The sequence below is a fragment of the Buttiauxella selenatireducens genome, assembly GCF_031432975.1.
GTDB classification, from domain to species: domain Bacteria; phylum Pseudomonadota; class Gammaproteobacteria; order Enterobacterales; family Enterobacteriaceae; genus Buttiauxella; species Buttiauxella selenatireducens.
Genome location: NZ_CP133838.1, coordinates 4,547,407 through 4,566,091 on the forward strand (window position 1 = coordinate 4,547,407; position 18,685 = coordinate 4,566,091).

Annotated in this window: 21 protein-coding genes and 1 other RNA gene; 13 read left to right on the forward strand and 9 right to left on the reverse strand. The window is 49.6% G+C overall.

Annotation, left to right across the window (positions count from 1 at the left end; genetic code table 11):
- Positions 1-51: 51 nt before the first annotated feature.
- The 11 genes from RHD99_RS20785 (at position 52) to RHD99_RS20835 (ending at position 7,371) form a co-directional block, all read left to right on the forward strand.
- Entirely contained in the window at positions 52-1,347 is a 1,296-nt protein-coding gene (locus RHD99_RS20785) for an MFS transporter (protein ID WP_309876326.1), read from the forward strand.
- A 126-nt stretch (positions 1,348-1,473) separates the two neighbouring features.
- Positions 1,474-2,250: a transcriptional regulator ExuR gene (exuR, locus tag RHD99_RS20790; protein WP_183272655.1), complete on the forward strand. Its 777-nt coding sequence runs from the start codon at positions 1,474-1,476 to the stop codon at positions 2,248-2,250.
- Positions 2,251-2,586: 336 nt separating this feature from the next.
- Entirely contained in the window at positions 2,587-3,249 is a 663-nt protein-coding gene (gene yqjA / locus RHD99_RS20795; protein WP_183272654.1) for a DedA family general envelope maintenance protein YqjA, read from the forward strand.
- An 11-nt stretch (positions 3,250-3,260) separates the two neighbouring features.
- Complete coding sequence (mzrA, locus tag RHD99_RS20800) at positions 3,261-3,638, forward strand: EnvZ/OmpR regulon moderator MzrA (protein WP_309876327.1); 378 nt, start codon at positions 3,261-3,263, stop codon at positions 3,636-3,638.
- Positions 3,639-3,806: 168 nt separating this feature from the next.
- Complete coding sequence (locus RHD99_RS20805) at positions 3,807-4,175, forward strand: DUF1090 domain-containing protein (RefSeq protein ID WP_309876328.1); 369 nt, start codon at positions 3,807-3,809, stop codon at positions 4,173-4,175.
- Between the two features lie 49 nt (positions 4,176-4,224).
- A complete protein-coding gene (locus tag RHD99_RS20810) occupies positions 4,225-4,530 on the forward strand; it encodes an ElaB/YgaM/YqjD family protein (RefSeq protein ID WP_064540411.1) in 306 nt (101 codons plus the stop codon).
- Between the two features lie 2 nt (positions 4,531-4,532).
- Positions 4,533-4,925, forward strand: coding sequence for a phage holin family protein (locus RHD99_RS20815; protein ID WP_183272651.1), 393 nt, complete (start codon positions 4,533-4,535; stop codon positions 4,923-4,925).
- Positions 4,925-5,218 (forward strand): YqjK-like family protein, encoded by a 294-nt coding sequence (locus tag RHD99_RS20820; protein ID WP_373925644.1) that lies wholly within the window; start codon positions 4,925-4,927, stop codon positions 5,216-5,218. The genes RHD99_RS20815 and RHD99_RS20820 overlap by 1 nt, the downstream gene beginning before the upstream one ends.
- A gap of 198 nt (positions 5,219-5,416) precedes the next feature.
- The gene (locus RHD99_RS20825; protein WP_183272649.1) at positions 5,417-5,809 is read left to right on the forward strand and encodes a DoxX family protein; all 393 of its coding nucleotides are present in this window, start codon (positions 5,417-5,419) and stop codon (positions 5,807-5,809) included.
- Between the two features lie 80 nt (positions 5,810-5,889).
- The gene (locus RHD99_RS20830; RefSeq protein ID WP_309876329.1) at positions 5,890-6,882 is read left to right on the forward strand and encodes a glutathione S-transferase family protein; all 993 of its coding nucleotides are present in this window, start codon (positions 5,890-5,892) and stop codon (positions 6,880-6,882) included.
- A 105-nt stretch (positions 6,883-6,987) separates the two neighbouring features.
- Positions 6,988-7,371: a DUF805 domain-containing protein gene (locus RHD99_RS20835; RefSeq protein ID WP_183272647.1), complete on the forward strand. Its 384-nt coding sequence runs from the start codon at positions 6,988-6,990 to the stop codon at positions 7,369-7,371.
- A 119-nt stretch (positions 7,372-7,490) separates the two neighbouring features.
- Here RHD99_RS20835 and RHD99_RS20840 read toward each other — a convergent pair whose 3' ends face one another.
- Entirely contained in the window at positions 7,491-8,381 is an 891-nt protein-coding gene (locus RHD99_RS20840; protein ID WP_183272646.1) for a LysR family transcriptional regulator, read from the reverse strand.
- Positions 8,382-8,487: 106 nt separating this feature from the next.
- On the opposite strand from RHD99_RS20840, the gene RHD99_RS20845 reads away from it, so the two are divergent.
- The gene (locus tag RHD99_RS20845) at positions 8,488-9,189 is read left to right on the forward strand and encodes a pirin family protein (protein ID WP_309876330.1); all 702 of its coding nucleotides are present in this window, start codon (positions 8,488-8,490) and stop codon (positions 9,187-9,189) included.
- A 3-nt stretch (positions 9,190-9,192) separates the two neighbouring features.
- On the forward strand, positions 9,193-9,405 hold the full coding sequence (locus tag RHD99_RS20850) for a protein YhaL (RefSeq protein WP_374708447.1): 213 nt from the start codon (positions 9,193-9,195) through the stop codon (positions 9,403-9,405).
- Between the two features lie 12 nt (positions 9,406-9,417).
- Here RHD99_RS20850 and RHD99_RS20855 read toward each other — a convergent pair whose 3' ends face one another.
- From RHD99_RS20855 to RHD99_RS20890, 8 genes are all read right to left on the reverse strand, one after another.
- Positions 9,418-10,725: an L-cysteine desulfidase family protein gene (locus tag RHD99_RS20855; RefSeq protein WP_309876331.1), complete on the reverse strand. Its 1,308-nt coding sequence runs from the start codon at positions 10,723-10,725 to the stop codon at positions 9,418-9,420.
- A gap of 45 nt (positions 10,726-10,770) precedes the next feature.
- On the reverse strand, positions 10,771-12,093 hold the full coding sequence (locus RHD99_RS20860; protein WP_309876332.1) for an SLC5/6 family protein: 1,323 nt from the start codon (positions 12,091-12,093) through the stop codon (positions 10,771-10,773).
- 510 nt (positions 12,094-12,603) lie between these two features.
- Positions 12,604-13,701 (reverse strand): AAA family ATPase, encoded by a 1,098-nt coding sequence (locus tag RHD99_RS20865; protein ID WP_309876333.1) that lies wholly within the window; start codon positions 13,699-13,701, stop codon positions 12,604-12,606.
- A gap of 267 nt (positions 13,702-13,968) precedes the next feature.
- Positions 13,969-14,347, reverse strand: an RNA gene (gene rnpB, locus RHD99_RS20870) — RNase P RNA component class A.
- Positions 14,348-14,388: 41 nt separating this feature from the next.
- Positions 14,389-15,534: a glycerate 2-kinase gene (garK, locus tag RHD99_RS20875; protein WP_309876334.1), complete on the reverse strand. Its 1,146-nt coding sequence runs from the start codon at positions 15,532-15,534 to the stop codon at positions 14,389-14,391.
- 59 nt (positions 15,535-15,593) lie between these two features.
- The gene (garR, locus tag RHD99_RS20880) at positions 15,594-16,484 is read right to left on the reverse strand and encodes a 2-hydroxy-3-oxopropionate reductase (RefSeq protein WP_183272640.1); all 891 of its coding nucleotides are present in this window, start codon (positions 16,482-16,484) and stop codon (positions 15,594-15,596) included.
- Positions 16,485-16,518: 34 nt separating this feature from the next.
- Positions 16,519-17,289: a 2-dehydro-3-deoxyglucarate aldolase gene (garL, locus tag RHD99_RS20885; protein WP_183272639.1), complete on the reverse strand. Its 771-nt coding sequence runs from the start codon at positions 17,287-17,289 to the stop codon at positions 16,519-16,521.
- 26 nt (positions 17,290-17,315) lie between these two features.
- A complete protein-coding gene (locus RHD99_RS20890; RefSeq protein ID WP_309876335.1) occupies positions 17,316-18,647 on the reverse strand; it encodes an MFS transporter in 1,332 nt (443 codons plus the stop codon).
- Positions 18,648-18,685: the final 38 nt, after the last annotated feature.

The following is an 18,685-nucleotide window of genomic DNA, read 5'->3' on the forward strand; positions in this document are numbered from 1 at the left end:
ACGTGCAACCACACAATGTGCGGTTGTCTATAAGACGGGATGAAATTCAAAATGCGAAAGATTAAAGGCTTGCGCTGGTACATGATTGCCCTGGTTACCATGGGCACCATACTGGGTTATCTGACACGTAATACCATTGCAGCAGCTGCGCCAACCCTGATGCAAGAGCTGCATATTTCCACTCAGCAATATTCCTACATTATCGCAGCCTATTCGGCTGCCTATACCATTATGCAGCCTGTTGCTGGTTACGCGCTGGATGTACTGGGTACTAAAGTTGGCTACGCCTTCTTCGCTGTCGCATGGGCAATTTTCTGTGGTGCAACTGCACTCGCGGGAAGCTGGGGTGGCCTGGCCATCGCGCGTGGTGCCGTTGGTGCTGCTGAAGCCGCTATGATTCCTGCAGGTCTGAAAGCCAGTAGCGAATGGTTCCCGGCTAAAGAGCGTTCAATCGCAGTGGGTTACTTCAACGTGGGTTCTTCTATCGGCGGCATGATTGCTCCACCATTAGTCGTGTGGGCGATTGTGATGCACAGCTGGCAGATGGCATTCATCATCTCTGGCGTGCTGAGCTTTGCATGGGCAATGGCATGGTTGGTGTTCTACAAACACCCACGTGACCAGAAAAAACTGTCCGATGAAGAACGTGAGTACATCATTGGCGGTCAGGAAGCTCAACACCAGACCAACAACAGCAAAAAAATGAGCGCCTGGAAAATCGTGCAGAACCGCCAGTTCTGGGGGATTGCTCTGCCACGTTTCCTGGCTGAACCTGCATGGGGTACTTTCAACGCGTGGATCCCATTGTTCATGTTTAAAGTGTACGGCTTTGACCTGAAACACATTGCGATGTTTGCCTGGATGCCAATGCTGTTTGCTGACCTTGGCTGTATCGTCGGCGGCTACCTGCCACCGCTGTTCCAACGCGTATTCGGCGTAAACCTGATTGTTTCTCGCAAACTGGTGGTGACCATGGGTGCAATTCTGATGATTGCTCCAGGTACCATCGGTCTGTTCACCAGTCCGTACGTTGCAATCGCTCTGCTGTGTGTTGGTGGCTTTGCGCACCAATCACTGTCTGGCGCACTGATTACACTGTCTTCTGACGTGTTTGGTCGTAACGAAGTGGCAACAGCGAATGGCCTGACCGGTATGGCGGCCTGGACTGCAAGCACCATGTTTGCTCTGGTGGTGGGTGCGTTGGCAGATACCATTGGCTTCAGCCCACTGTTTGCTGCTCTGGCGGTGTTCGATATCCTCGGCGCTATCGTTATCTGGACCGTACTGCAAAACAAACCCATCAGTGAGTTGGAAGACCCGCAAAAACCGAAGCAAGCGCTAGCTTAATCGGCGTTTCAGTTAGCATTAAAAGCCGCCTAATTGGCGGCTTTTGTGTATCTGGAATATGGAGCCTAACTTTGAAAAGTGGTATAACAAATAAGGTTAACCGCAGGATCTTTCCCGGAGCTACAGATGGATATTATGGAACCACGTCGTCTTTATCAGCAATTGGCTGCTGAGCTTAAACAACGCATCGAAAACGGTGTGTATTTGGTTGGTGAAAAACTCCCGGCCGAGCGCTTTATTGCTGAAGAAAAGAACGTGAGCCGCACTGTGGTTCGTGAAGCCATTATCATGCTAGAAGTCGAAGGATACGTCGAAGTACGCAAAGGCTCCGGCATCCATGTCATTGCCAATCAGGCGAAATACACCACGCTTCCAGATGAACAGTTTGAATTCGCAAATTTTGGTCCGTTTGAACTGCTGCAAGCTCGCCAACTGATTGAGAGCAATATCGCTGAATTTGCGGCGACTCAAGTCACCAAGCAAGATATCGTCAAACTCATGGAAATTCAGGAAATGGCGCGTAATGAGCACAATTTCCAGGATTCAGAATGGGACCTTCATTTCCACACTCAGGTTGCTCTCGCTTCGCAAAATAGCGCCCTCGCCGCCATCGTGGAAAAAATGTGGAGCCAACGTATCCACAACCCATACTGGAAGAAACTGCATGAGCATATTGATAAACGCACCGCTGACAACTGGTGTGACGATCACGACCAGATCCTTAAAGCGTTGATTCGTAAAGACCCGCATGCCGCTAAACTGGCGATGTGGCAACACCTTGAAAACACAAAGCAAATGTTATTTGATGCGACCAGCGATGATTTCGAATTTAATGCTGATCGTTATTTGTTTGCTGATAATCCGGTGATTCATCTCGATACCGCAACAAACGGGCAAAAATAGCCATTTTCTCCCGCGAGGGTAAGCAAACCAACCAATAGTGTCAGCGTTTGTAAATACCCTCGCCAGCACCTCAGTGAGTCATCAAAATCAACCCTCGGCAAAGCATAAATACTGTGACGCCTCACACAGAGCTTTGTTACAATTAGATGCAATTTCACTGTCGGTGTAAGCTTTGTTTTTCACCTACCGGAACACGTTAAAACGGAACTGTAGCCTGTTCGGGTAATAAGCGGTGGGTTGCAATCGGCAACAGCACATTAAAACAACACAAATAATGCCGTGCTTCACCAATCTGACTTTGCTCAGCGGTCATAACCGATGTACCAGGAACACTGAATGGAACTTTTCACGCAATTATTGAACGCTCTATGGAACCAGGATTTTGAAACGCTCGCCAATCCAGGAATGATTGGCATGCTTTACTTCGTATTATTCATGATTTTATTCCTTGAAAATGGCCTGCTTCCAGCAGCTTTCTTGCCTGGTGACAGTTTGTTGGTTTTGGTCGGTGTCCTGATTGCCAAAGGGGCAATGGGTTTTCCAGAAACCGTCATCCTGTTAACCACCGCCGCAAGCCTCGGGTGTTGGCTCAGTTATATTCAAGGACGCTGGCTAGGAAACACGCGCATAGTGCAGAATTGGCTTTCCCACCTCCCTGCTCACTATCATCAACGCGCGCACAACTTATTCCATAAACATGGCTTGTCTGCGTTACTGATTGGCCGTTTTATTGCTTTTGTTCGTACCCTGCTACCCACTATTGCCGGTTTATCAGGTCTGAATAATGCACGCTTCCAGTTTTTCAACTGGATGAGTGGATTGTTATGGGTTCTGATTTTGACCACGTTGGGATATCTGCTCGGCAAAACGCCTGTATTCCTGAAATATGAAGATGCATTGATGTCCTGCCTGATGCTGTTACCCGTCGTGTTGCTGGTATTCGGCCTGATCGGTTCGTTGATTGTGCTTTGGCGTAAAAAATACGGTAGCCGCAGTTAAGAGGGATAACGATGAAAACACACTTTTTTCGTGGCCTGCGGGCCACGACGCTGATCGGTGTTGTTGCTATCGCCGCCATATTGATATGGTCTGGAATGCAACGCACTGAATCAACTCTGGAAATCCGCTCCAGCCAACAAGGTATCAGCATGCCTGATGGCTTTTTTGTCTGGCATCATCTTGATGCCAACGGGATCCGCTTCAAAAGCATTACCCCTGAAAACAACTCTTTATTGATCAAGTTTGATTCAACTGCGCAAAGTGAAGCCGCAAAAGTCGTATTGTACAGAACACTGCCACAGGGTTACGTCATCGCCCAACAAGAAGAAGAAGACAACGCCAGTAGCTGGCTGACGCGCGTGCTCAACGAAAATATTCGCATCGGTTAATCTTTTCCTGAAATCCTAATTTGTTAATAGGGATTGGGTTTTTACTCAATTTCTGACTATGCTTGGTCTTACTTATATTGTTAAACCTCACCCTTTTCGCCGTATTTCTGGACTTTATGTGTGCTTAACCTCATGGCTAAACGTACATCACAATGGAAGGTTTTTATCATGAACACTCGTACCGTATTGGCTATCGCTTTGTTATCTATGACCTCTTTAGCGCAAGCAAACTCGCTATGTAGCGAAAAAGAGCAGGATATACAGCGTGAAATTGGCTATGCGGAGAAGCATCATAATCAAAGCCGTGTTGATGGGCTTAACAAAGCGTTGAAAGAAGTCCGCGCCAATTGTACCGACAGCAGTTTACGCGCGGCTCATCAGAAGAAAATCAACGAGCAAAAAGCTGAGATCACCGAACGCAAAGCAGACCTTAAAGAAGCGCGAGCAAAAGGCGACGCTGATAAAATTTCTAAGCGTGAACAGAAGCTCTCCGAAGCTGAGCATGAGCTCAAAACTTTACAGGCTCGTGATTACTAAATTCCTTCAATAAAAGTTACCGCCAAACTTCAAAGACCTGGAGAAAATTATGTCAAAAGATACTACATCAGAACACTTGCGCGCTGAGTTGAAATCCCTGGCAGATACCCTGGAAGAAGTGCTGAGTGCATCGACGGACAAGTCTAAGTCCGAACTCGAAAGACTGCGTGGCAAAGCGGAAAAAGCATTGAAAGAAAGCCGCGTACGTCTGGGTGATACCGGCGACGTGATTGCCAAACAAACACGTGAAGCGGCTGCCAAAGCTGACGATTATGTCCGTGAAAATCCATGGACCGGCGTGGGCATTGGTGCGGCGATTGGCGTCGTGCTCGGTGTTTTGCTGACTCGTCGTTAATTATGCCTGAATCCCATCAAACACAAGGGCCGGGTAAAAGCGTCCTCGGTATAGGCCAACGCCTCGTCACTATCATTGTTGGGATGGTGGAAACGCGCTTACGCCTTGCGGTGGTTGAGCTTGAAGAGGAGAAAGCTCATCTTGTTCAGCTGCTGCTAATGCTCGGATTAACCATGCTGTTTGCAGCTTTCGGGTTAATGAGCCTGGTGGTGCTGGTTTTCTGGGCCGTCGAACCGCAGTACCGTCTGAATGCCATGATCGCAACGACTGTCGTTTTACTGGCACTGGCGTTGATCGGCGGCATCTGGACGCTGCGTAAATCTCGCCAGTCCACGCTGCTTCGTCATACACGACGCGAGCTGGAAAATGACCGTGCATTGCTGGAAGATGACTAATCATGAGCAAACGTGAACTTGATAAGCGCAAAGCACTTCTACTCAGCCAGATTCAGCAACAACGGCTGGATTTAAGCGCGGGAAGGCGTAACTGGCTTGAGGCGACCGATGCTTATGACCGTGGCTGGAACACGTTATTAAGCTTGCGTAGTTATGCTTTAATCGCCAGCAGCGTTATGGCTATCTGGACAGTGCGCCACCCAAGTTTTCTGATGCGTTGGGCCAGACGCGGCTTTGGTGCCTGGAGCGCATGGCGCTTGATCCGCAACACAATTCAGCAGCAATACCACTAAATCTTCGCGCCGCTTAACCAGCGGCGTTTCTATTAGTCAGTATTATTGAAAAACATCGACAGTTTTCCTTGCTAACAATCCTTTAACGTCACGTCTATTATCCTCCACATCAACCGCAATCAACGGTAACTACCGGAAATTGCAAAGACAAACATCGCTGGGCTGATAGCACCCACAAGAGATTCGCTGGAGAGTAAAATGAAAAAATTAGATGATGCAGGTGTACTGTTAGCTCGTGTCCTGATGCCGATTCTGTTCATCGTTGCGGGCTGGGGCAAAATTAATGGTTACGCTGGCACTCAACAATATATGGAAGCGATGGGCGTCCCAGGTTTCTTGTTGCCACTGACTATTCTGCTTGAGTTTGGCGGCGGTCTGGCAATTCTGTTCGGCTTTTTCACTCGTACCACAGCGATTATTACTGCGGTGTTTACCATTCTGACTGCGTTCCTGTTCCACGGTAACTTTGCTGAAGGCATGAACTCCACCATGTTTATGAAGAACTTCACCATCGCCGGTGGTTACCTGTTACTGGCAATCTTCGGGCCGGGCGCATACAGCATCGACCGTCTGCTGAAGAAAAACTGGTAAGGCTCTATACTGAATTGAATAAAAGCGAAGGTTAATCCCTTCGCTTTTTTGTTTTTAAGGTCGATGAAGAGGAAAGAAACATGGGACAGCTCATTGATGGCGTCTGGCACGATGTCTGGTACGACACCAAATCAACCGGTGGCAGCTTCAAACGTTCTGAATCAGCGTTTCGCAACTGGTTGACTGCCGATGGTGAACCCGGCCCGAACGGTAAAGGTGGCTTCGCCGCGGAGAAAGATCGTTACCATCTCTATGTTTCCCTCGCCTGTCCGTGGGCGCATCGCACCTTAATCATGCGAGCCTTAAAAGGCCTCGAGTCTTTTATCACGGTTTCGGTGGTAAACCCGCTGATGTTGCAGGATGGCTGGACGTTCGATGACGATTTCCCGAACGCGACCGGCGATGGCTTATACCAACACGAATATCTCTATCAACTCTATTTGCAAGCCGACCCAAACTACACTGGCCGCGTCACCGTTCCGGTTTTATGGGATAAGAAAACCCAGACTATCGTCAGTAACGAATCTGCTGAAATCATTCGTATGCTCAATACCGCGTTCGATGCCAAAGGGGCTCGCGCTGGAGATTATTATCCTCCGCCGTTACGCAACAAGATTGATGAGCTGAATACCTGGATTTACGACACGATTAATAACGGCGTGTATAAGGCCGGTTTCGCCACCTCGCAAGAAGCTTATGATGAAGCGGTGACGAAAGTGTTTGAATCGCTGGCTCGCGTTGAGCAAATCCTGGGTCAGCACCGCTATTTAACCGGCGACCAATTTACTGAAGCCGATATTCGCCTGTGGACAACCCTGGTTCGTTTCGACCCGGTCTATGTCACTCACTTTAAATGCGATAAACACCGCATTAGCGATTACCTGAATGTGTACGGATTCTTGCGGGATATCTACCAAATGCCGGGCATTGCAGAAACCGTCGATTTCGCCCATATACGCAATCACTATTACCGTAGCCATAAAACCATTAATCCGACGGGTATTATCTCCATTGGACCTGCGCAAGATTTAAATGAGCCACACGGTCGCGATGAGCGGTTTAATAAAGGTTGATAAAATTCATTCACACTATGATTTACGTAAAATCCTTTCATGGCTATTCTTGAAATAGATCACTTAGAGATCAAGTGATTGATGACTACTCAAGGCGGGCTACAAATGGATTGGTATTTCAAAGTATTAAGAAATTACGTTGGCTTTAGTGGGCGTGCACGCCGCAAAGAATACTGGATGTTCATCCTTGTGAACCTTGTTCTGACAGGGGTATTAAGCATTCTGGATAAGATGCTAGGTCTACGCATCGCGGGGGATGAAGGTGCGCTCACCACCATTTACGGTGTGCTCATCATCTTGCCCTACTGGGCTGTGCAGTTCCGGCGCTTGCACGATACCGATCGTTCAGCCTGGTGGCTTTTACTGCTGTTAATTCCCGTAGTCGGTTGGCTGATTATTCTGGTGTTTAACTGCCAGAACGGCACACCGGGCGAAAACAAGTTTGGGCGTGATCCAAAAGAAATGGATGCACGACTGGTCAGCGAGTAACAATGGGGGGCGTGGTTCGCCTCCCCAGATATCTATGCCCTAAATAATTCAAGTTGCATCGCGGCGGCAAGAGAACGCGCCAACGCCAACAATGAGACAACTTGAAGTATGACGGGTATTTATTTCAATAATTTAGGTATCTCACGCAGGCACCAGGCTTTCGCCTCGCCCATGCTATCGCGTCGCCACGCCATAATAATGTCAATTTCGTTGGTGTACTCAGGGCTCACCACGCGTAAACGCCCTTCGGCAATATCCTGTTCAACGAAGGGGTAAGGCATTGTCGCCACACCAAGCCCTGCCAACAGCGCCTGACGCTTATCTTCCATACTACTCACCGTCAGACGCGGCTGTTTCTCCAGTAATCGCACCGTCAACACAGGGCGTTCACGTGCAGTATCCGCCACTGCAATTCCACGATACTTAACGCGAGTCACTTCCGAAAGCGGCTCCGGCTCGTTATGAATCGGGTGGTCAGGTGCCGCAACATACACGCTCATCACTTTGTAGAGTTTGCGCGAGTTGATTTCCGAAGATGAACGGAAGTGCAGATCGGGGGCAATGACAATATCAGCTTGCCCCTGCTCCAGACGCTCCCAGGACCCCGCCAATACTTCGGTAATAATCGACAACTGGGTATCCGCTTTATCCGCAAGCTTCTCCACCAAGGGATATAATTTAGTCGCTGGCACCAGTGCTTCAGTCACGATAGTCAGATGTGTTTCCCAACCCCGAGCCAGCGCTTCGGCATCGGTCGTTAGTTTGTCAGCCGCTTCGAGCAAAACACGCCCACGTTCCAGCAACATACGCCCGACATTAGTAAATTTAGTGCGATGGCCAGAACGGTCAAACAACACAACATCCAATTCTTCTTCAAGCTTCTGCATGGTGTAACTCAGTGCCGACGGCACACGCCCCAGCTCATCAGCAGCGGCGGCGAAACTCCCACGCCTGTCAATTGCGTCCATTACCCGCAATGCTTCCAGCGTCAATGCTCTCTCTTTAGCCATGGGGTTCTCATTCAGGAAATTTGAACATACCCAGCAGATTAACTGGCTAACAATGCAGCGTCCAGAGTTTTACCATGGGCCTAGTGTAAAAAGAGGTCAAGAAATTATGATTACGCCAAGAACTGCCAAACAATGCGGAAAAGCGGACTATGGATGGCTCCAGGCCCGCTATACATTTTCATTCGGTCACTATTTCGACCCGAAATTGCTGGGCTATGCTTCGTTGCGCGTACTCAACCAAGAAGTGCTGGCGCCAGGCGCGTCATTCCAGCCGCGTACCTATCCAAAGGTCGATATTCTTAATTTGATTCTGGAAGGCGAAGCGGAATACCGCGACAGCGAAGGTAACCACGTTCAGGCTAAATCGGGTGAAGCCCTGCTGCTTTCCACCCAACCGGGGCTTAGCTATAGCGAGCATAATCTCAGTAAAGAAAATTCACTGACACGCATGCAGCTGTGGCTCGATGCATGCCCGGAACGTGAAAATGCGCTGGTGCAAAAAATCACGTTAGCAAACCAACCGCAGCAATTACTGGCCTCGCCTGATGGTAGCCAGCAGAGCCTGCAATTACGTCAGCAAGTGTGGATTCACCAGATTGAACTCGAGAAAGGCCAGCAGTTAAGTTTCCAGTTACATGGCCCGCGTGCGTATTTGCAGTCAATTCATGGCACGGTTCATGCGGTTACTTCTACCGAAGAAAAAGAAGGGCTTACCTGTGGTGACGGCGCTTTTATTCGTGATGAGGCTAACATTACGCTGGTTGCAGATACCCCATTGCGCGCATTGCTGATAGATTTACCGGTCTGACCAGTGACAACGTTAGACCAACAGGAGTTATCAGTGAGCAAAAAACTGGCTACCCGGAAGAGTACAAAAAAAGCAACGCCATCGCCTGTGGCAGCGGCTGCCATTGTAACGGCAACCGCTGAATCAGAACTCAGCTACGACGAAATGTTGAACGAGCTGGAAGCCATTGTTATCGACGCGGATGCACGGTTAGCGGAAGAAGAAGCCACTTTGTAGCATCCCGTTTTATCAGCCGACTTTACTCGACATGATCGAAATAATCTGACGGTCTGTGTGCTGCATTGACTGGCTTGCCAGTGCACACAGATTGCGGATCGACTGCTCCACATCATTCGCGACAATCCCTTCATTACCCGTGACGGAGCTATTGTCCAGCGCCATCAGAACCGATTTCCAGGCCGAAGCCGCGCTGGTCGAAACTTTCATTGCACAACTATTTGATGCGCCATCGCAAATCATCCCGCTGACATCACCAATCATGTTGCTTATCGCCATTGAGATACTCTGATAACTTCCATCAATTAACCAAGTTATCCCTGCCGCCGCGCCCATCGCTGCCGTGGTTGCCGCGCACAATGCAGACAACGACGGTAGCTGATGGTGAATGTAGATGGCTGTGAGATGGGAAAGCATCAGTGCTCGTGCCAACTGCTCGCTATCGCAACCCAGGTGCTCAGCCACCACGACAACAGGCATCGTCGCTGTAATACCCTGATTACCCGAACCTGAATTGCTCATTGCAGGAAGGCATGCGCCCCCCATTCGCGCATCAGACGCTGCCGCAGTACGTATCATAATGTCTGTTAACAGATCTTTAGCCATTAGGCCTCTGTCTTGCTGGCGCTGGAGTGTCGAACCAATATGCAAACCATACTGCGCCCGCAGTCCTTCGCGCGACAGCTCACCGTTGAGCAACGCCGCATCAAGGATGAAACCGATATCTTCAAAGGGAACGGACTGAGCAAATTCAACAAGTTGCGCCAGGGTAAATCGCTCCATATGGCATGCTTGTGCATTCTCCGCAGGATGCGCTGCTTCTTTCGCATCGAACAACACCACTCCATCCTTTTCGATACGAGTCACCCTCGTATGCGCGCCAGAAATAACCACGCTGGCTGACGCTTCTTCGGTGTAAACAGTGACGCTGGTATAGAGAATTTCTTCACAAGGTTCCTGAATCGTCACCTTCACTTTGCCACTTGCCAGCAGCAATTTTCCGGCGGCAATTGCCTCTACCGGCGCGCCTTTGAGAACTTCTAGACCGGCATGCGGATCGCCACCCAATGCACCCACCGCTGCGGCAATGGGCAAACCCACCATTCCCGTTCCCGGCACGGTGACACCCATACCATTTTTCATCAGATTCGGTGAAACTCTGGCCTCAATTCGTGTCACTCTCCCAGCCAAATGTGAGGCTGCCAGTGCGCTTGCCAACGCCAGCGAAACAGGTTCAGTACACCCTACCGCTGGCTTCACATTTTGTTTTACCGCGCGGATTAACTCAGCCCACGCGGGATTCATTTCTGAATTTGCCATTTTTTTAGCCTTAATTCCTGGAACTACAATTCAAAGACCTGCTTATCAGGAGAAAGCGAGGAATGGAGAAATACACAGCAGCAATCCGGTAATAATGATAATCACCAGTGAAGTTCCTTTGTATTTATGCAATGCGGGAACTTTATAAACCAGCCACGCCGGGATTAAACAACCGACCATGCCGAATATTGGGCTGCAAATTGATGTAAAGCTTAAGACGGGTGCATTAAGGACAATTGCACTCCATGCCAACAAAATGGCGAATACCATAATTCCGCGCTGCACCCATTTCTGGTTTATTTTTTCTTCTGGCATTCTGCGACGTAAAATATTAATCACGATACCTTGAGTCGCTTCACGGAAACCAAGATAAACACCAAAGAACGCCGTCATTACAGCAAAGATATTTAGCATTACGCTGACGACTGTGACCCACGCACCCGAGGCTCCATCAATGAACTGGGCAGCAATGGCGAGGGCAGAAATATTCTGCTCATAGGCTTTTACTGCTTCGTCATGTCCCATCGCCAGTGTGAAAGATACAGCATAAAAGAACACCGTTACGAAAAGGATACCGAACGCGATATTCATAGCGCGCAGCGCTTTAAAACGCGCAACTTCCCGTGATTTTTCCTTCGAGCGATATGAAATAACCATCGGGCTCAGTGTTTGAATAAACAGAATAGAGGTCAAGGTAAATGGCAGAGTAATAATAGCGTTCTTAACCAACAATCCTGCTGGCGGAAGTGCCCCGGTGTTATAGAGGTGCCACATACCTATCATTGATACCCCAAGTGCCGCGACCACCAACAGTTTTGCCAGCACCATGAAGCTTGAGACTTTAAATAAAAGCTGTTCGCCTCGTGAAGAGATGGCGACCAGGATACAAATCAGTGCCAATCCATAGAATGGATTATCTGATAACAGCCCTTCGGTCACGCCAAAGGTATGCAAATAAGAGGCGCTGTCATTCGTGATGGCAGTGGAGTAAACAAACATCCAGATGACCAACATAATAAAATACAGCGCACCTAATAATATGCCCCAGTTTTTACCCAAATAACCGCTGATCACACTGGGATAATCTTTACACTCAGGCGATTCGGCAAGGGTATTAATAAACAGACGTTGGAACAGATACATTGCTGGATATCCAACGACCGAAGAGAGCAGGAACACCCACAAGCCCATTAATCCAACCTGAACGGGTAAAAAAACTATTCCGGCACCAATTGCCATTCCGATACTCATAATGACCCAGCCGACATCGGTACTATCGAACTTAGTCGCTGCTTGCCATTCACTTTCTGTCATTCCAGCTCTACCGGATGCTGGAATATTAACCGCAGTAATGCTTCCCGTTTCCATAAAAGTGCTCGCTTATACGTGTAGGTTTTAATTGTTATAATTAAATACAGAGTGATTACCAGACATTCTCATTACTGAAATTATTGTTCTGGTGGTGTTATTAGTATTCGAAAAGGATAGCGCGAGCGGTGGAGAAAAAATTTGCTACTCTACGAAGCCATGCCTGACAAAAGAGTAAAAATTTCTCCATTCAGAGAATAATCTGCACTTTTCACACATCATTTCGATGATTTAGTAGAAAGGAGTTATTGGAAAGCAATATCTTAAAAGTTAATTCATTGTTTTTAATGATTTTATTAATAACCACTTTATTTTTATGGGATTACCTGGTCGCAGATAATGTGAGCTGGAGCAACAACTTAGGTTAATGCGATGTGACAATTCGGCGCTCAGATCTTGATACACTTCACGCCATAGCAGCACATCAGCATTAATCACTGATTATTGTGTCATTAACGTTAAGAATTAGATTTTTCATCTGGCATATTGCCATATCGTTACAGCAAATTATCAGGAAAGTCGGTTAACGCGCGTTTCTCCATTCTCAATCGACAATTGATACAACGTAAACGGTGTATGCCTCTCAATAAGTGTCGCCAGTTCTGGCGAATGGCTGGTTAACCAAATTTGCGTGTAGCGGCTCGCTTCGGCAATCAGACGTGCCAATGCAGGCAACATTTGCGGATGCAGACTGTTTTCCGGTTCATTAAGGGCAATAAAACGTGGCGGCCTTGGACTAAGTAGCGCGACGGTCAGGCACAGAAAACGTAACGTTCCGTCAGAAAACTCAGCCGACTCCAGTGGGCGATTAATCCCCTGGCGGTGCATCATCATCTGGAAGCGCCCGTTACTGTTATCACAGAAGAACGTGCATTCCGGGAAAGCGTCATTCAGCACCGCAAACAATAATTCGCTATCGCCAATTTCAACGATGGTCTGGAAAGCGGCGGCTAAATTCAAACCATCACCGGCCAGCACTGGCGAGCGATATCCCACCTGCGGCAAACGCAGCCCGGCCCCCTTTGAAATATCGAACTCATGGTAGAAACGCCAATTACGCAGTATTTCGCGTGCACGGGATACTTCAGGATAGAGGTGCGGTTCACCTAGCTGACCGAACAACGATTCGTTTTCGTAAAGCGTGGCGGCATGTGTCACCTTTTCCCCCGTCACATCGTTGAGAAAAACAGCCTGATTGCGCCGATGCATGATGGAAGACGAAGGGCGACGGCGAAAACCGCTCAACCAGATTTGTTCTTCTTTGACGATGGGGTCGAGGTCGAACATGGTTGGATACGGCAGTTTATCGGGGAAACCGATCTGTAATTCATATTCAAAATCGTCGGTATCTACCGCAAGCGTCATGCGGCGCGGTGCGCTGGCGTACCCTTTGGCGCGATCGCCCGCCCACATCACTTTCTGGATCCCGCCTTCATCCGATAGCCAATGGGATAGCTGCCCCATCGCCGCCCCATGGATCAAATGGATAGCTTTATAGATGTTGGATTTACCGCAGCCGTTCGGCCCGACAACCACGTTCAGCCTTTCCAGGTCGATGGAAAGTTTGCGCACTGAGCGGTAGTTGTCGATATACAGGGATTTGATCATGCAGGGTAGTCCGATGATGGGAAGGGAGTTCTATTATGGCAATTGTTCGCCCTCACCCCAACCCTCTCCCCCAGGAGAGGGAGAAAACACGTAAGTTTTCCAGCTCGATGTATCCCCTCATCAACAGGGAGAAAAACACGCCAGCTTTCCAGCTCGATCTATCCCCTCTCCCTCAGGGAGAGGGTTAGGGTTAGGGTTAGGGTTAGGGGGGGAGCTTAAAATGCAAAACGCCCTGCTCAGTTCTCACTGTGCAGGGCGTCTATGAATGGTTGAAGCTGACCGATAAGCCGGGTTCTGTCGTGGACAGTCATTCATCTAGGCCAGCAATCGCTCACTGGCTCAAGCAGCCTACCCGGGTTCAGTACGGGCCGTACCTTGTGAACCCCTATTTGGCCTTGCTCCGGGTGGAGTTTACCGTGCCACGAACTGTTACCAGTCGCGCGGTGCGCTCTTACCGCACCCTTTCACCCTTACCTGATCCCACTTGCGTGGGCCATCGGCGGTTTGCTCTCTGTTGCACTGGTCGTGGGTTACCCCCCCAGGCGTTACCTGGCACCCTGCCCTATGGAGCCCGGACTTTCCTCCCCTCCGCCTGTCTCCTTCCGAAGAAGGACGACGACGAAGCGGCGACTGTCTGGTCAGCTTCGGCGCGAAGTATAGAGGGTTTATGTTCCTCTGTCACCTCCGCTAATGATTGATATTCATCCCCACCGCCAACGTTGCTGCAATATTGCGCGAGGCACGGTAGATATTATCAAACGCATTTTTCAGCGCTTCTTCCAGCGTACCAATACTGTTAAGCACGCTAAACACCGCGTCGATGCCATATTGATGGACAATGGCCACATCGCTGGTCAGCGCCCCCGCAATACCGATAACCGGCTTGCGGTATTTTTTTGCCACGGCCGCTACGCCCACAGGGACTTTGCCGCGGATGCTCTGGCTGTCCATGCGCCCTTCGCCAGTGACCACCAGCGAGCAGTCATGGATATGTTCTTCAAGATGCAAAGCTTCCGTCACAATCTCGACGCCGCTGCGCAATTCGGCACCAAGGAACGCCATTAATGCCGCCCCCATACCGCCTGCCGCACCTGCGCCTTCTGCGTTTTTCACATCGATGTGCAAATCTTTTTTTATCACATTGGCGAAATGAGCAAGATTAGCATCGAGCTCAACAATCATCGCTTCATCTGCCCCTTTTTGCGGCCCGAAAATGCGTGATGCGCCGTTGTCGCCAATCAATGGGTTAGTCACATCACAGGCAACATTAATCACGCAATCTGCCAGGCGACAGTCCAGATTAGCCACATCTATGCTGTCCAGACTCATTAAACTGCCACCGCCATGGCTGATTTCTTTGCCCATTGCGTCGCGCAGTTTTGCCCCCAACGCCTGCACCATACCCGCACCGCCGTCGTTGGTTGCGCTACCGCCGATGCCAATAATAATGTTGCGTGCACCGTTATCCAGCGCACGTAATATCAGCTCACCTGTACCGCGCGAGGTCGTAATCAGCGGATTACGATTTTCAATGGATACCAGCGCAAGACCACTGGCTTCGGCCATCTCGATAAATGCAGTTTTACCATCGCCTGACATTCCCCAGCATGCCGTCACCGGCTCGCCCAACGGCCCTGTCACCGTGGTGGTGATTTTCTTACCCTGCGTGGCACTGATCATGGCATCGACCGTACCTTCCCCGCCATCGGCAACCGGGATCGATACATATTCCGCATCAGGAAATATTTCGCGGAAACCTTTTTCAATAGCCTGCGCCACATCAACCGCTGAGAGGCTTTCTTTATAAGAGTCGGGTGCGATTACGATTTTCATAATGAGTCCATGCCAAAAAAGTGCCGAGAAAATCGGGCATCCTGGGATGCCCCTCTCTTTTATTTACTGACTTCTACTTTCGCCAGTTTTTCGTAGTAGCACGCAATCGCACTGTGGTCATCGTTACCATGACCGTCCGCACGCAGCGCTTGCATCATTTCCATGACCGCAGCCGTCAGCGGCAGTTGCGCCCCCACACCGTGGGACGTATCCAGCGCGTTAGCCAAATCTTTAATATGCAGATCGATTCGGAAACCCGGTTTGAAGTTACGGTCCAGCACCATCGGCGCTTTGGCTTCCAGAACGGTGCTGCCCGCAAGCCCGCCACGAATGGCCTGGAAGACCAATTCAGGATTTACGCCCGCTTTGGTTGCCAGCACCAGCGCTTCAGACATCGCCGCAATGTTCAGCGCCACAATCACCTGGTTTGCCAATTTAGTGACGTTGCCCGCACCGATATCACCGGTATGCACCACGGAACCGGCCATCGCTTTCAGCAGATCGTAATACTTATCGAAAATGGCTTTATCACCGCCAACCATCACAGACAGCGTGCCTTCAATCGCTTTTGGCTCACCACCGCTGACTGGCGCGTCCAGCATGTCGATGCCTTTTGCTTTCAGCGCTTCGCTGATTTCACGGCTTGCTAACGGCGCGATGGAGCTCATGTCGATAACCACGGTGCCAGGTTTGGCCCCTTCGATAATGCCGTTTTCGCCAAGCGCGACTTCTTTAACGTGCGGGGAGTTAGGCAGCATGGTGATAATCACATCACACTGCTCAGCAATATCTTTTGGAGTAGCCGCAGTTTCTGCACCTGCCGCAATCACTTCAGCAATCGCTTCAGCATTACGGTCAGCAACCACCAGGGAGTAACCGGCTTTGATGAGGTTTTTACTCATTGGTTTGCCCATGATGCCCAGGCCAATAAACCCAATTTTCAGTGTCATATCGTCAATCTCTCTCGTTATTTACAGGTGGAAGTTATTTTTTAAACTGGTCGCACAATTTTTGCGTGGCAGAACGGAACACGCCCAAATCACTGCCCACGGCAACAAACGTTGCGCCCATTTCCAGGTAACGGCGGGCGTCAGCTTCAACAGGAGCCAGGATGCCAGACGGTTTACCGTGTGCTTTGGCACGAGCAAAAATGTGCTGAATCGCGTGCTGAACCTCTGGGTGATTTGCATTGCCGAGGTGGCCAAACGCCGCAGCCAGATCGCTTGGGCCGACAAAGATGCCGTCCACGCCGTCAGTAGCGGCAATGGCATCCACATTGTCGACACCCTGCTGGCTCTCAATCTGAACCAGGATGGTGATGTTCTTATTGGACTGGGCAAAGTAATCCGGCACGGTGCCAAACATATTGGCGCGATGAGAAACCGATACCCCACGAATCCCTTCCGGCGGATAACGAGTCGACGCCACGGCTTGTACCGCTTCTTCCACATTTTCCACAAACGGGATCAGGAAGTTATAGAAGCCGATATCCAGCAGGCGCTTGATAATCACCGGCTCGTTCGTTGGAACGCGTACCACCGGCGCGCTGTGGCTGCCTTTCAGCGCCATCAGTTGCGGAATAAACGTGGTGATATCGTTTGGCGCATGTTCGCCATCCAGCACAATCCAGTCGAACCCGGCCAGGCCCAGCACTTCAGTGCTGATGGGGTTGGCTAACGCCGACCAGCAACCGATTTGTGTCTGGTGTGCTGCCAGTGCCGCTTTGAATTTATTTGGGAAAACGTTGTTATTCATGAGTTTTACCTTAGTTTTTCAATTGCTTACTTCTGCAATTCCATACGTTTAATGTCACCCACAACGAACAGATAACAAACCATTGCCATCAGCGCCGAGCAGCCCACAAAAATCAGCGCCGCATTGAAAGAGTGAAGCTCAGACACCAGGTAGCCAATCACCAGTGGAGTCACGATAGAAGCCACATTGCCGAACACGTTGAAAACCGCACCGCACAGGCCAACCATCTCTTTTGGTGCGGTATCAGCAATCACCGGCCAACCCAGAGCACCAAAACCTTTGCCGAAGAAGGCGAATGCCATCAGGACAATGACCAGAGCCGTGCTGTCGGTGTAGTTACAAAGAATAATGGTTGAAGCCAGCAGCATTCCGAGAACAATCGGTATCTTACGAGCAACGGTCAGCGAGTAACCGCGTTTGATTAACGAATCAGAGAATACGCCGCCCAACACGCCGCCGGCGAAGCCACACAGTGCCGGGATTGAAGCAACCATCCCTACCTTCAGAATCGACATCCCTTTGTCTTGCACCAGGTAAATCGGGAACCACGTCAGGAAGAACCAGGTAATGGTGTTGATGAAGTACTGGCCAAAAAACACACCCAACATCATGCGGTTAGTAAGCAATTGTTTGATGTAGTGCAGTTTTGGGCCCTGAACGACGGCACCGGGTTTTTTGTGGTCCATATCGACCACCGCGCCACCTTTGGTGATGTAATCCAGCTCTTCTTTTGACATCCGCGGGTGGTCAGTCGGGTTATGGATGAACTTCACCCACAGGAAGGTAAGCACAAAGCCAATCCCGCCCATTACCGTAAACACATGCTCCCAGCCCCATGCAAAGGTCAGCCAACCAAGCAACGGTGAGAAAAGTGCCAGCGAGAAATATTGTGCAGAGTTAAAAATCGCAGACGCTGTACCGCGTTCTTTCGTCGGGAACCAGGCGGCAACAATACGGGCGTTTGCCGGGAAAGAAGGCGCTTCAGAGAAGCCAAGCATAAAGCGCATGATGAACATGGAAATGCCCGCGTAAGCCAGCGGCACCATGTCAACAAAGCCCTGCATAAAAGTGAACAGTGACCAGAAGAACAAGCTGTAGGTGTAAACTTTTTTCGAGCCGTAGCGGTCAAGTAACCAGCCGCCAGGGATTTGCATCAGCAGATAAGCCCAGCCAAATGCTGAGAAAATATAGCCCATTGAGATTGCACTGAGCTGCAATTCTTTTGCAACTTCAGTCCCTGCAATGGAGAGTGTGGCGCGATCCGCATAGTTAATCGTCGTCACAATAAAAATAATTAATAATATTAAGTATCGAGTGTTCTTACCCTTTTTTGACTCAACTGCTGTATCTAAAATCATTTCTACATCCTCTGTTGAGGGTACTTAAATTCAAGGAT

What these genes read in the sequence shown, in the direction of transcription:
- RHD99_RS20785 (WP_309876326.1), top strand. Translation starts at nt 52, where the DNA reads ATGCGAAAGATTAAAGGCTTGCGCTGGTACATGATTGCCCTGGTTACC.
- exuR (WP_183272655.1), top strand. Translation starts at nt 1,474, where the DNA reads ATGGATATTATGGAACCACGTCGTCTTTATCAGCAATTGGCTGCTGAG.
- yqjA (WP_183272654.1), top strand. Translation starts at nt 2,587, where the DNA reads ATGGAACTTTTCACGCAATTATTGAACGCTCTATGGAACCAGGATTTT.
- mzrA (WP_309876327.1), top strand. Translation starts at nt 3,261, where the DNA reads ATGAAAACACACTTTTTTCGTGGCCTGCGGGCCACGACGCTGATCGGT.
- RHD99_RS20805 (WP_309876328.1), top strand. Translation starts at nt 3,807, where the DNA reads ATGAACACTCGTACCGTATTGGCTATCGCTTTGTTATCTATGACCTCT.
- RHD99_RS20810 (WP_064540411.1), top strand. Translation starts at nt 4,225, where the DNA reads ATGTCAAAAGATACTACATCAGAACACTTGCGCGCTGAGTTGAAATCC.
- RHD99_RS20815 (WP_183272651.1), top strand. Translation starts at nt 4,533, where the DNA reads ATGCCTGAATCCCATCAAACACAAGGGCCGGGTAAAAGCGTCCTCGGT.
- RHD99_RS20825 (WP_183272649.1), top strand. Translation starts at nt 5,417, where the DNA reads ATGAAAAAATTAGATGATGCAGGTGTACTGTTAGCTCGTGTCCTGATG.
- RHD99_RS20830 (WP_309876329.1), top strand. Translation starts at nt 5,890, where the DNA reads ATGGGACAGCTCATTGATGGCGTCTGGCACGATGTCTGGTACGACACC.
- RHD99_RS20835 (WP_183272647.1), top strand. Translation starts at nt 6,988, where the DNA reads ATGGATTGGTATTTCAAAGTATTAAGAAATTACGTTGGCTTTAGTGGG.
- RHD99_RS20840 (WP_183272646.1), bottom strand. Translation starts at nt 8,381, where the DNA reads ATGGCTAAAGAGAGAGCATTGACGCTGGAAGCATTGCGGGTAATGGAC.
- RHD99_RS20845 (WP_309876330.1), top strand. Translation starts at nt 8,488, where the DNA reads ATGATTACGCCAAGAACTGCCAAACAATGCGGAAAAGCGGACTATGGA.
- RHD99_RS20855 (WP_309876331.1), bottom strand. Translation starts at nt 10,725, where the DNA reads ATGGCAAATTCAGAAATGAATCCCGCGTGGGCTGAGTTAATCCGCGCG.
- RHD99_RS20860 (WP_309876332.1), bottom strand. Translation starts at nt 12,093, where the DNA reads ATGGAAACGGGAAGCATTACTGCGGTTAATATTCCAGCATCCGGTAGA.
- RHD99_RS20865 (WP_309876333.1), bottom strand. Translation starts at nt 13,701, where the DNA reads ATGATCAAATCCCTGTATATCGACAACTACCGCTCAGTGCGCAAACTT.
- garK (WP_309876334.1), bottom strand. Translation starts at nt 15,534, where the DNA reads ATGAAAATCGTAATCGCACCCGACTCTTATAAAGAAAGCCTCTCAGCG.
- garR (WP_183272640.1), bottom strand. Translation starts at nt 16,484, where the DNA reads ATGACACTGAAAATTGGGTTTATTGGCCTGGGCATCATGGGCAAACCA.
- garL (WP_183272639.1), bottom strand. Translation starts at nt 17,289, where the DNA reads ATGAATAACAACGTTTTCCCAAATAAATTCAAAGCGGCACTGGCAGCA.
- RHD99_RS20890 (WP_309876335.1), bottom strand. Translation starts at nt 18,647, where the DNA reads ATGATTTTAGATACAGCAGTTGAGTCAAAAAAGGGTAAGAACACTCGA.